Source organism: Chitinophaga sp. (assembly GCF_036566945.1).
Classification (GTDB): Bacteria; Bacteroidota; Bacteroidia; order Chitinophagales; family Chitinophagaceae; genus Chitinophaga.
On the sequence record NZ_DATCVJ010000884.1, the window covers coordinates 1 to 12,884 of the forward strand.

The following is a 12,884-nucleotide window of genomic DNA, read 5'->3' on the forward strand; positions in this document are numbered from 1 at the left end:
TGTGCGGAAAGGAAAGGAGCGGGGAGATGTGTTGTTAGTGGTGTTGAATATGACGCCGGTAGCGCGTGAGAATTACCTGGTAGGATTGCCGGTAGGAGGAGAATGGATAGAAGTACTCAATAGTGATGCGCCGCAATATTATGGCAGCGGTGTGGTGAATACGGGCGTATTAAAAACAGTAAAACAGACTTATAACGGTAGAGACTATACGATTTCTTTGCGTTTGCCTCCGTTAGGTGCTACGATATTGAAACTGCAGTAAGTCCGCGGTACTTCACCGTTGGGCATCTGTCCCGGGAAATCGTCAGCTAAGTATACTATTTAATCTTCCAAAAGATATCACAACCAATGAGGGCCGGTCTCCACAGAGATCTGGCTCTTTTTTTGGCTAAATTTTTGTCCGCTTTAAACTTTCGGGCCTTTGGCTGATCTATTATCAGGCTGTTCAGCAACAGCAATAATGCCAGGGATAGCGCGTTTTATATACCAGCATCAACTCAGCCAAATCGATTCAAACCATAAATTTTTATTAGAAACTTAAAACCATTCATTTATGAAAAACTTTCTCCGTAAGCCGGGGCTTGGTTTAGCAATGGCAGCTTTAGTTGCCTTTACTATGATGGAAGCCTGTAAAAAGGATAATTCTTCCGTCTCCACTATTCCGCCCAATCAACAAAAGGTGAGTCTCTACCTGTCTGATGATCCGGGTTATTTCGACAAAGTATTTTTGGATATCCGTAAAGTGGAAGTATTGGTAGATACCTGTGGTAAAACAGATGACGATAATTGGGATGATAAAGACAGGTGCTGGTGGGATGAAGATCATGACCACGACAGAACGCCCAAGCCAGATAGCTGCGAATTGTGGGATTCATTGGGTATTAACCCTGGCGTTTACGACCTGCTGACCCTGCGTAACGGCGCCGATACGCTGCTGGCTGGTGGTAATGTTCACAAAGGCACGATGGAACGTATCCGTATTACGATTGGCACCAATAACTCTTTGGTAAAAGATGGTGTTACTTATCCGTTGAAATCGGTATCTGGTCAGACTAAGATTATTGTAAGAGTACGTCATAATGAATGGGACGAGCTGAGTACGGATAATCTGCAATTGTGGTTAGACTTTGATATACAGCGTTCTATTATCAATGTGCGGCACGGACAGTTCACCCTGAGACCTTATATAAATGTATTTACCATTCTGAAAATGGGTAGCATTTCCGGTAAGGTGACTCCTTGGGATGCATATCCGGTTATCTCTGTTTACAATAATAACAATGATACCCTGTATGCACTGCCATGGCTGAATGGTGATTATAAAGTACGTGGCCTGAAAGTAGGCGACTGGAATGTATTTGTGAATGGTTCTAATGGTTACCAGGATACTACTATCACCGGTGTGAAAGTAGAACGTGGTAAAGACACAAAAATAGGCAGCATCAGGTTGCATAAATAACAATGGATCCGGACTGTGGTACCTTCCCGACAGGTATTGCAGTCCGGATCTTTAATTATATGTATAAAATATTTAACTTGTGCTAAAGAAGCAAAGATGATACGAAAGAGTTTTTTATATATGCTGCTGCAAATCATATTCATTGGCAGCAGTTTAGCGCAGGTTAAATCCAATCAACGGGATCAGCAACACCGCAAGCAGGGGCATTGGGTGGAAGAGGTGGGAGAGGTAAGAGGAGAGCCGGGATATAGCTGGGAGGGTACTTATAAAAATGACCGCAAAGAAGGGGTATGGAAGAAGACTACTTCCATCGGCACTTTAATAGCGGAGGAAACCTACAAGAATAATGTACTCGACGGGTACTGCAAATATTATTTTACAAATGGGGAGTCAATTGGGAAGTTGAGTGAGGAGGGCGCCTACATTTCTACTGAGGTAGAAGGACAGCGCGACACCATCATGATTATTGATCCGGTAACCAATGCGGAAACACCTACCGAAATTATCCGTAAGGGGAATTCGGTGCGTAATGGCGTCTGGAAACTGTATGATGAGGAAACGGGGAAGGCGGTAAAAGAGTACTACAAACGTGGTGAAACTGTTACTGCTGACGAGTTAGGTGATAGTACTACCGAGGAACAACCTGCGGTTAAAAAAGCGGTTTTGCAGCTGCCCCACGAGAATACCGGCAAGCATAAAAAGAAGGAATAAATACGGCATTCAAAAATGAACAGCCTAAAAGCTAAAATGAACAAAAAGATTTGTCCATTTTAGCTTTTTTTCTTGTACTTTCATTTAAGGATGTTGATCTTCATGGAACCCCAAACCCACGAATTTTTTTTTAATATTTAATCACTTTAACCTGTTTGTATGAAAAGCCTGATTATCAACCACGGGGAAAATCCGCAAGAATTGCATAGCATTGATTATACTACCACCGATAAGATGGAGATCCTGTTCAGGGGCGTTTTTATCTTTTTAGTGTTTTGTGCATTGACATCCATTATCTTCCTTTCCATTTTTTATTAAGCATACACCGTCAATACGTGTTGTAATCAACAACACAAAAAGCATAAGGCGCAAAGATGATCAATCATCTTTGCGCCTTACGCTTTCTATCTTGCTGAAATATATTTGCTAAATTGATTTTCTTTTCTGTAATCCTTTACAGTAAGGAGTTTGCGGCGATTTTATTTTTTGATGTTCGCCATACACTCTTAATTCAACGTTAACAAGTCATTCATTTTGTTCATTATGCTTTTCATACCTCCCAACATTTTGTACACTCAGATTAAGCATCTAATTTAGTATCTCTAAAGTTGGCATAGGTTATGAAACCGGCGCGAGATCTCTATCTGAAGTGCCTTTTCTTTTTCTTCTTAACGCTAACTCATAGTGATTTCTTCAAAGCTTCTTGGTACTACAAATGATACCGTATTATCTGGTAAAAGATTTTCTGGTGATAATATTACGGGTTGTCCGTCAACCATCAATGAACCAGGTTTAAACGGCAAGCCATGCACCGTGATGCGATGGTTGGTATAAGACGTTTCATAATTCACAAAAAACTGTTTTCTCAGATGGAACTGCTGCGGCGTTGAATGTTGTTTGAAACGAATCACATTGTATTGACCGTTTTTGTAGCCGTAATGATCACCGGCATCTTCGTACAATACGCTCTTCACTTCCTGTTCTCCATAATATACATGCAGCAGCATTTCTGTGACCGGTGTTTGCTGTGTGTATTGCATGTCGGGGTATTGTGGTACTACCGCACCTGCTTTCACAAACAGGGGCATTTCATCCAGCGGGGTATTCACCGTAACTTCCCGGGTGCCGGTATACTTCTGGTCATTCCAGAAATAATACCAGTTACCTGCCGGCAGGTATACTGCTTTTTGTTTCATTCCTTTCTCGCTCACATGGCTGATCAGCAAGGCATCCCCAAACATAAACTCGTGAGAGCAGTTGTGGGTAGCTGCATCCTGCTGCGCTACAAAAGCCAGTGGGCGCAGCATCGGCGTTCCCTGGCTGGCATATTGCCAGAAGGTGGTATACAAATAAGGCAATAGTCTGTATCTCAGCTTAATAAACTTAGTCACTACTTTTTCATACTCCGAACCAAAGCTCCAGGGCTCCTGGTTAAAGCCGGTTTCATTGCTGGCCGAGTGCGTACGCATTAACGGATGAAATACGGCCAGCTGAATCCAGCGGGTATACAATTCTCCATCCGGCTCCCCGATGAACCCACCAATATCACTACCGGTAAAAGAAATACCGGACACCGCTAAACGCTGACATTGTACGCTGGCCAGCCACAGATGCTCCCAGCTGGATACGTTGTCGCCCGTCCATACGGAAGACCAGCGCTGTGCGCCGGAATAGCAGGAGCGGGTAATGAGGAAGGAGCGATGCGGCATCAGGTATTTTTTCATACCCGCGGCCGTTGCCTTGCTCATCAGGTGACCATATATATTGTGAGCCTTGCGGTGACTTACTTCTTCTCCATCATAGTCGTGGCGTACATCCTCCGGGAAAGAACCCATTTCAAAAACAGCGGGTTCGTTCATATCATTCCATACGCCCCGCACGCCGGTTTCCGCCAGACTTTTAAACAAACTGCTCCACCAGTCGCGCACCTCCGGATTGGTATAATCGGGAAACACACATTTACCCGGCCATACATCCCCTTCCATCAGCGCGCCGTCGGCCCGTTTACAGAAGTAATTGTTTTTCATACCTTCTTTATACACGGCATAATCCGGATCTACTTTAATACCGGGGTCAATGATCACCACTACCTTAAACCCTTCCGCGGCCAGTTCCTTAATCAATCCTGCCGGATCGGGGAACCACTCCTTATTCCAGGTAAAGCAACGGAAACCATCCATATAATCAATATCCAGGTAGATGACATCACAGGGGATGCCACGTGTTCTGAATTCTTTGGCAATTTCTTTTACCCTGGTATCGGGGTAATAACTCCAGCGGCATTGATGATACCCTAGTGCCCACAGGGGAGGAAGCTCCGGGGTGCCGGTAATTTTAGTATAAGACTCCGCCACTTCCAGCAGGTCTGGTCCGTAAATGAAATAGTAGTTCATTTCACCACCTCTTGCCCAAAAGCTGCAGGCATCTTCCCTTTCCTTACCAAAATCGAAGATGGTCCGGAAGGTATTATCGAAGAAGATGCCGTAGCCGATCCCGTGATGCAGTCCATAATAGAAAGGGATATTGCGGTAGAGGGGATCGGTATCTTTCTGATAACCATAGGCATCGGTACCATAGTTCTCCAGGCGCTTACCCCGCAGATTCAGTTCTGTAGGCTTATCTCCCAGTCCATAAAAGCATTCACCTTCCTGTACGAGTTTGCTGCAATACTGAATTTTGCCACCTTTCAGCAGGTAGTGCTGCCAGTGATAACCCATTTCATCCTGGTTAATCACTTTTCCATCTTTATCCGAAATCGTGATGCGCAGGTTATCCCTTGCTATAAATACCCGGAGAACATCTGTGTATATTTCAAACGTTTCTTCCCATTCCCTGATGCCAAATGAGATAGGAGATTCTTCGAGTGTGTCGCTGGTGGCATAGGAGAAGTCCCTTTGAAAAGTGCCGTCTGCAGCGTATCTGAAGCGGATGATCTTGTCGGCAATCACCCTTATTTCCAGTATTGTTTCTGTTGTATAAAAGCAAAAATAATTACCTTCTTTTTTCCACTCCCTGATACTGTCGGGATAGTGCTTGGCGCCGTATTTACTTGACGAGGTTTCAACTTGCATAATCTCTTTTTCTGGATGCATGGCATGCGCTGCCATGGTCTTAAATTACATAAAAATTCAGAGTACTTATAGTCAATTCGCGTTAGACGCCCATATTTCTGCGTTTACCCTTTAAATTCGGTGCTTCGCAAAAAATACTGCAAAGTGAATAAATTACTGATTAACTTCATATCAATAAATTTACTTTTTGCTTTAACCTATTTTAGTAGGTGCACCTTTCCAGGAGCACCTTTTTATTAGTGGTTACCGAGTACCGCTATATCTTTTCCGGCCAGGTAAACCTTTGTTCCTTTTCTGGCGCGGGCTGCTACGTTAAAACCATCACCAATTTTTCTCCAGTTTTTACCGCCGTCTTCAGAAATATCTGTACCAGAAGTACCGGTAGTTATCAGGATTTTTTGGGAGACATAGGCCACTCCGGACTTGTATCCGCCCGGAGGAGTAACCGGCGCGTACCAGGTTCGTCCGCCATTGGACGTCAGCATACAGTTACCTTTCCGGGCAGTATCCAGCTTATAATCACCGCCTACGGCGATGCCGGTTTCCGCATTCCGGAACGCAATTGAAAACGCACCTGTGGTGCTGCTTCCCTGTACTACCGGAATCGTATAGGCGGCCCAGTTATTACCAGATACAAAAAGACGTGCCACATTACCACCGGTGGCAAAATACACTTTCTTTCCGGGGAATGTGACGAGGCTGGTGCCGCTGGCTGCAAAGATGGCTTCGCCCGTAGCCGCTACCGGTAAACTGGCTGCAGCATCTGATTCCCAGGAGCGGCCACCGTTATGTGTGCGAATGACAGTAAATCTGTTTTGCAATGGATCACCGATAGCGATCCCTTCCTGTTCGTCAAAAAACTGCATGGCATCAAAGAAGATACCCGGGCGGTTATCGTAGTAGACCTGCTTCCACGATGTGCCCCCATCTTCCGTTAAAAAAATAAGTGCCGGTGCACCGGCATTCAATACAATTGCTTTACGGTCATCAAAAGCATACAGTGAGCGCCAGTCGCAGCTATCGCAACCCGGTACCACCGTCCATTGCCAGTGGGCGCCACCGTCTGTGCTTTTACCTACCTGCCCTCCGGTACCGGAAGCCCATATAATATGGTCGGTTACCACGCTGAGTCCCCGGATGCTTTTCACTGGTGTGCGGGCAATTACACTGATCTGGTAATTAGCGCCGGCCTTTTGCGCAGCTGCCGGTAAAGCAGTACCCCCTAAATAAAAGCAGATCAACACCAACAGGTGATAATGCCGCCCGCGTCCGTTAGCGGTAAAGAGCCACTGTAAGGTATTTAAGACTATTATGCCCGGATTCGTTCTTGTTGCATTCATAAGGTATATCATTTGTCTCCAATCTGTTATCAGGAAGAAAATTACAAAATTGCTACAAAGTGTGGTACAGATTTATATATTTGCAAATTACCTAACCTGCTTACTTCAATAACACAAATCATAGTGCATCAACCGCATCGCTTAAAAATGTTCGTCCTATGTTGCTTGTGGGGGCTTCTCTCCGGGGTATTACATGCACAGGATAAGCCCTACATTTTCGACAGCTATAGTGTTAACGAAGGACTTTCTCAAAGTACCGTATTCGATATTACGAGGGATGACCAGGGATTTATGTGGATTGCTACCCGCGACGGCATCAATCGTTTCGATGGGTATACCTTTAATGAATACCGGTATAAGCCCAGCACCCTCTACAAGGCAGGTGAAGGTAAGGGGGAACTGGTACCACGTGGTTCTACCGGCAACCGGGCAGTTATTAACCGGTTTGATCTGAAAGGATATAAAGGATTCTCCTTTTATAAAGACAGCCGGCAGCAACTCCTGCTGGCCCATAACAACGGGATCAGCGTGTATGATAAGTACCGCAATAATTTCCGCACCTTACTGGAAGATACTTCCAATGTAAATGCACAGGAACGCGATAACAATGTGAAGTTTTCAATACTGGGTGAAGATACAGCGACGAACTCACTCTGGGTATGGCGTCCTATGAAAGGTTTGTATGTACTGGACAACACCACCTATGCGATCCGACGTATTATCCTGTACCCGCCCCAGTTCCGGCAGAAAGGCGTGTTGCCTACTGCCGTGATGAAAGATGGCAATACGATCTGGATGAACGGAGAACCCGGAGAACTGTTTTCACTGAATATAAAAAATCTGCGCCTGGCTACCTATTGTTTGCCAGGAGTAGGTAATCAACCTGTGATCCGCAATCTCAACAAGGACTCTATGATCATTGTGAGTGTGGGGCATATTGTTGTCTTCAACAAACAACGGAATAAGTTCAGTGACCTGGCGTTCGATATGCGGAATGAAAAGGGAGAACCCTTTCTTCCCGGCGTATCAGAGGTAGATCAGTTTGGCAATGTATGGATTGGCGGTAATGATGGCGTGTTGATCTACAGCATTACCCGCAACGAAATCCTGCGGCATATTGTTAGCTTTAATACATTTGAAACCCGTTCTTTCAATAATGTTTCTTACCTGTACCGGGATATCTCCGATAATATGTGGGTGGGAACTGATGGTGATGGATTGAAAAAATATTCTCCGCATAAAAAAGTATTTAACCTGTACAGATCTCCCTATATCACCCATAATATGGTGCAGGCAGTGTATAAGCATGACGACGGCAAACTCTATGTGGGCCTTATGCGCGACGGATTGAATATTTATGAAGATGGTGGAAAATTCCTGGAGCGAATTTCCAATGAATTATATCCGGGGAAATTTCCGGCAAATGATCTTGGCGCTATTTGCCGGGAGAATGCAGATCATTTATGGCTGCATTTTGCCAATATGCATATTGGTTTGTTTAATGTACAAACCAAATCTTTTCTGGACCTTACCAGTAAAGTAACGGCGCTGGGACTACCGCAGCAACGCGATCCCTGGCCTTTCCTGTTTAAACGTACCAATGGAGAACTATACTTCAACTATGGCGGTTACCTGCTGTTGTTTGATGATAACAACAACAAATATGAAGTGTCCGTGGTACATAATTTTAACGATGAATTACTGACTACCTACTACGAGGATTTCATGGGTAACCAGTACGTGGGTACGAAATCTGCCTTGTATGCAAAGAATCAGGCAGACTCCCGCTGGAAATCAATCCCGCTTCCTTCCGGTACCACGGTGAAATCTATTAATAAAAATGCGCACAAAGAGTTGCTGGTAGCCACTAACAAAGGATTGTTCATCATCGATGAATCTGGTCGTATCAGGCAGCATTATAATAGTTACGACAATCCGAAACTGATCAACGATTACATGTACGGCGTGTTGCTGGATGATAAAGATAGAATTTGGGTGAGTCACAATAAGGGGCTGTCGCAGATTAATCCGTTAAGCGGAGAGATCACTACTTATAACTATGAAGACGGCTTACAGTCGAATGAATTTAATACCGGTGCATTTCATAAATCGATCGACGGCGAATTATTTTTTGGGGGTATCCGTGGTGTGAATGGCTTTTATCCCAAGAACTTCCGGGATAACCTCTCTAATGCAAAGGTGATTATACGGCGTATGGAAGTACTGGATAAACCTTATGAATCGGATACGGCTATTTCCCTGTTAAAGAAAGTAGAGTTACCGTATAACCAAAACACCATTGCCATCGAGTTTGTGCCGCTGGAATATACCAATCCTTTAAAGAACAAAGTACAGTATAAACTGGAAGGAGCAGACGAAGACTGGGTACAGGCAGGTACTTTCAGGATGGCCCGTTATACCAATCTGCATCCGGGCAGTTATACCTTTAAAGTAAGAGGTTCAAATAATGATGATATCTGGAGCACCATTCCTACCAGTTTGGAGATTGTGATCAGAATTCCTTTCTGGCAATCGCTGTGGTTCCGGTTTTTACTATTGTTGCTGTTGTTAGGTATTGCTTATTATTTCTCTACGCTTTACCTGGATTATAAGATAAGGCATGAGAAATTAAAACTGGAGAAAGAGCAGGCCGTAGATCAGGAGCGGGCGCGTATTTCCAGCGATATGCATGATGATCTGGGATCGGGATTATCTACCATCCGTTTATTAAGTGAAGTAGCTAAACGAAAAATACAGGACCCTTCACAAACGCGGGAAGTGGAACGTATTTCCGAAACAGCAGGAGAGATGATTGATAAAATGAGCGAGATCATCTGGGCCATGAGTTCTTCCAATGACTCGCTGGCTAACCTGATCGCCTATATGAGAAGTTTTGCAGCAGAGTTCCTGGAGCACGCGCATATTACACACCAGTTTTATATACCTGAAACCATTCCTAATATTAAGCTGAGCGGCGGAACCAGGAGAAATATTTACCTGGCAGTAAAAGAATCACTGCATAATGTAGTGAAGCATGCGAAAGCAACAGAGGTAATTGTAGAAGTGAAGATGCATAAGAACATGACAATAATGATCAAGGATAATGGAAAGGGATTCGACCAGGAGAAGGTAAGATTATTTGGTAATGGCTTGAAAAATATTCAGAAGAGAATGATATCCGTAGGGGGTAACGCGGATATTTCCTCCAATAACGGAACAATTGTTTTTCTCGATATCCCGCTAAATTAACATACATTTGTTTTTAATAACATTTAAGTGTTATAATTCCTTTAAACATGACGGTATACTCAAAGAAGAAGTCCCAGGATAACATGGACACTATCACGATTGCGATAGTAGAAGATAATCATGATATCCGCACGGCTATGGAATTGCTGATTAATGGTTCTGACGGTTATGCCTGTATTGGGACTTTTAATAATGGAGAAACCGCAGTAGAACAAATCCCTCAATTGATGCCGAATGTAGTGCTGATGGATTTTAACCTGCCGGGTGGTATGAATGGTATTGAATGTATTGCTAAGTTGAAGCGGGAGCATCCCGATATGCAATTTATGATGCTGACGGTATATGAAGATGATGATAAAATCTTCATGGCGTTAGAGGCCGGTGCGAGTGGCTATATTCTCAAGAAAACATCTCCGGGTGAATTACTCGAAGCTATTCGTGATTTGTACGATGGCGGTTCCCCGATGAGTTCGCAAATAGCCAGAAGGGTAGTTGCCTTTTTCCAGAAACAGGCAAAACCTAATCCAGCGCTCGAAGCATTAACTACCCGGGAAAAAGAAATCCTGGATCAACTCTCCAAAGGATACCTGTACAAGGAAATTGCCAGCAATCTGTTTATCAGTATTGAAACAGTAAGACGCCATGTACACAACATCTACGAAAAGCTGCATGTACGTAGCCGTACAGATGCGGTGAATAAGTATTACAACAGATAATGCCACGCATAAAGCTAAAAGCATAAAGCAAAAAGCTATTGAAGCGAATGATAAAACGTAGATTATGCAAACATGATCATCCGCTTCAATAGCTTTTTGCTTTATGCTTTTAGCTTTACGCTTTTCTTCAGCAAATGTACAGAAAGCACTACCGCGGCAATCAGCAAACAGGCGAGTTTAAATAATAAACCAGTTTTCATAGGATAGGGATTATACGGTTAATAGGTGTAATACATTTAAGTATAGACATAACTCTCCCTGATGGCTATTGCCGGACTGATGTAACTTCTTGTGAATATTGTTGTAAAGCCGTTTGTAATGTTGGAGTAAAGGTAATTAGCGCATCATCTGCCAGGAATCAAATTTCCGGATCAGGGTGAGGAATTTGTTACCAATACGATTATCCTGTTCTTTTTTGATGAAATAGGTAGCTGCAAGCGCTACTAAAACGACTGCTGATAGCAGGATTAGAAATAGTATTTTCATTAGGACCAGGTTAGGATTTTCTCTTAAAAGTTGACTGATGTAAATATAGATAATTTATTGATATAAGTTTTATTTCACATAAATTTTTTTTATACCATTTTCATGTGATCTCCCCGTAAAATACCCTGAATAAGATAAAAATCTCCCAAAAATATAATTTTCATAAGTCTTAATTAATTGACCTTCAATAATGTAAGCATAGTGCATAACTTATACTTGGGATGATTCAATGAATCCTTTATTTTTGCCAGCAATCTGATTTTGCTAAAAGATTTAGTATCCTTGCAGATCATTGATTAACCCATGAAACAATAATATTTAGGAAATTTTAATATATTATGGCAAACACGGACAAAACGGATAACAAAGATCTATTTGCTTCCTATACGGAAGACTCCATACGGTCATTGGACTGGCGGGAGCATATCCGCCTCCGGCCTGGTATGTACATTGGTAAGCTGGGAGATGGATCGAGCATGGACGATGGTATTTATATCCTGCTCAAAGAGGTAACAGATAACTGTATCGATGAGCACACCATGGGCTTTGGTAAACAGGTAGATATCAAGGTGACAGAGCATCACGTGACCATCCGTGATTTTGGACGTGGCATTCCTTTGGGAAAAGTAGTGGATGTAGTGAGCAAGATTAATACCGGTGCCAAATATGACAGCAAGGCTTTCCAGAAATCAGTAGGATTGAACGGCGTGGGTACCAAGGCAGTGAATGCATTGTCCAGCTACTTCCGTGTACAATCTGTTCGTGACGGCCGCATGAAAGTAGCCGAGTTTGAAAGAGGTGTATTAACAAAAGAACATAAAGAAACAGCTACTACAGAAGCCAATGGTACCCTGGTAACTTTCACACCGGATGATACGGTATTTAAAAATTATCGTTTTATCCCGGAATTCCTGGAGAACCAGATCTGGAACTATTGCTTTTTGAATGCTGGTCTGACCGTTAGTTTTAACGGAAAGAAATATATTTCAAAGAATGGTTTGCTGGATCTGTTACAGCGTAAAACCAATGAAGAAGACCTGCGTTATCCGATCATTCACCTGAAAGGAGACGATATCGAAGTGGCCATCACACATGAAAGCCAGTACGGGGAAGAGTATTATTCATTTGTGAACGGGCAGCATACTACCCAGGGTGGTACGCACCTGGCGGCTTTCCGCGAGGCGTTTGTAAAAACAGTGCGTGACTTTTATAAAAAGGACTATGAAGCGACCGATATCCGGGCGTCTATTTGTGCCGCTGTTTCCATTCGTGTACAGGAGCCTGTATTTGAATCGCAAACGAAAACCAAACTGGGTTCCCAGGTAGTTTCTGAAGGAGGTCCTTCCGTAAAGGCGTTTGTACTGGAATTCATGTCCAAACACCTCGATGATTACCTGCACCGTAATCCGGCTATTGCAGAGGCGTTGAAGAAACGTATTGAACAAAGTGAGCGTGAACGTAAGGAGCTGGCTGGTATCAAGAAACTGGCCAATGAAAGAGCGAAGAAAGCGAATCTTCATAACAAGAAGCTGCGTGATTGCCGGGTGCACCTGAACGATGAGCTTACCGGAAAAGATAAAGCAGAACAAGAGGCCCGTCGCCTGGATTCCACCATCTTCATTACGGAAGGGGATTCTGCGAGCGGATCTATCACCAAATCACGCAATGTGGAAACACAGGCGGTATTTAGTTTGCGTGGTAAGCCACTGAACAGCTACGGTCTTACGAAAAAGATTGTGTACGAAAATGAAGAATTCAACCTGCTGCAACATGCGTTGAATATTGAAGAAGGGATGGAAGGACTGCGCTACAATAACATTGTGGTAGCTACCGATGCCGACGTAGATGGTAT

The 12,884-nt window shown here is 43.5% G+C and carries 9 protein-coding genes; 6 read left to right on the forward strand and 3 right to left on the reverse strand.

Annotation, left to right across the window (positions count from 1 at the left end; genetic code table 11):
* The 3 genes from VIP81_RS26665 to VIP81_RS26675 form a co-directional block, all read left to right on the forward strand.
* A partial coding sequence (locus tag VIP81_RS26665) for an alpha amylase C-terminal domain-containing protein (RefSeq protein ID WP_331968489.1) occupies positions 1-262 on the forward strand: 262 nt, incomplete at its 5' end.
* A gap of 291 nt (positions 263-553) precedes the next feature.
* Entirely contained in the window at positions 554-1,459 is a 906-nt protein-coding gene (locus VIP81_RS26670; RefSeq protein WP_331968492.1) for a DUF4382 domain-containing protein, read from the forward strand.
* A gap of 96 nt (positions 1,460-1,555) precedes the next feature.
* Positions 1,556-2,170: a hypothetical protein gene (locus tag VIP81_RS26675; protein ID WP_331968495.1), complete on the forward strand. Its 615-nt coding sequence runs from the start codon at positions 1,556-1,558 to the stop codon at positions 2,168-2,170.
* 674 nt (positions 2,171-2,844) lie between these two features.
* Here VIP81_RS26675 and VIP81_RS26680 read toward each other — a convergent pair.
* Together VIP81_RS26680 and VIP81_RS26685 are read right to left on the reverse strand one after the other, a co-directional pair.
* Positions 2,845-5,241: a glycoside hydrolase family 31 protein gene (locus VIP81_RS26680; RefSeq protein ID WP_331968498.1), complete on the reverse strand. Its 2,397-nt coding sequence runs from the start codon at positions 5,239-5,241 to the stop codon at positions 2,845-2,847.
* A 236-nt stretch (positions 5,242-5,477) separates the two neighbouring features.
* Entirely contained in the window at positions 5,478-6,581 is a 1,104-nt protein-coding gene (locus VIP81_RS26685) for an oxidoreductase (protein ID WP_331968501.1), read from the reverse strand.
* Between the two features lie 147 nt (positions 6,582-6,728).
* Between VIP81_RS26685 and VIP81_RS26690 the strand changes: the two genes are divergently transcribed.
* Positions 6,729-9,830, forward strand: coding sequence for a sensor histidine kinase (locus VIP81_RS26690; protein WP_331968504.1), 3,102 nt, complete (start codon positions 6,729-6,731; stop codon positions 9,828-9,830).
* 47 nt (positions 9,831-9,877) lie between these two features.
* Positions 9,878-10,546, forward strand: a complete 669-nt coding sequence (locus tag VIP81_RS26695; protein ID WP_133810261.1) for a response regulator transcription factor — start codon at positions 9,878-9,880, stop codon at positions 10,544-10,546.
* A 336-nt stretch (positions 10,547-10,882) separates the two neighbouring features.
* Here the strand turns inward: VIP81_RS26695 and VIP81_RS26700 are convergent, their stop codons facing one another.
* Complete coding sequence (locus VIP81_RS26700) at positions 10,883-11,032, reverse strand: hypothetical protein (RefSeq protein ID WP_331968509.1); 150 nt, start codon at positions 11,030-11,032, stop codon at positions 10,883-10,885.
* A gap of 338 nt (positions 11,033-11,370) precedes the next feature.
* Between VIP81_RS26700 and VIP81_RS26705 the strand changes: the two genes are divergently transcribed.
* Positions 11,371-12,884, forward strand: a 1,514-nt coding sequence (locus VIP81_RS26705; protein ID WP_331968512.1) for a toprim domain-containing protein, incomplete at its 3' end; no start/stop codon positions are given.

Excerpts from the sequence above, each read along its gene's own strand:
- VIP81_RS26690 (WP_331968504.1), top strand. The coding sequence starts at position 6,729 with ATGTTCGTCCTATGTTGCTTGTGGGGGCTTCTCTCCGGGGTATTACAT.
- VIP81_RS26670 (WP_331968492.1), top strand. The coding sequence starts at position 554 with ATGAAAAACTTTCTCCGTAAGCCGGGGCTTGGTTTAGCAATGGCAGCT.
- VIP81_RS26700 (WP_331968509.1), bottom strand. The coding sequence starts at position 11,032 with ATGAAAATACTATTTCTAATCCTGCTATCAGCAGTCGTTTTAGTAGCG.
- VIP81_RS26680 (WP_331968498.1), bottom strand. The coding sequence starts at position 5,241 with ATGCAAGTTGAAACCTCGTCAAGTAAATACGGCGCCAAGCACTATCCC.
- VIP81_RS26685 (WP_331968501.1), bottom strand. The coding sequence starts at position 6,581 with ATGAATGCAACAAGAACGAATCCGGGCATAATAGTCTTAAATACCTTA.
- VIP81_RS26675 (WP_331968495.1), top strand. The coding sequence starts at position 1,556 with ATGATACGAAAGAGTTTTTTATATATGCTGCTGCAAATCATATTCATT.
- VIP81_RS26695 (WP_133810261.1), top strand. The coding sequence starts at position 9,878 with ATGACGGTATACTCAAAGAAGAAGTCCCAGGATAACATGGACACTATC.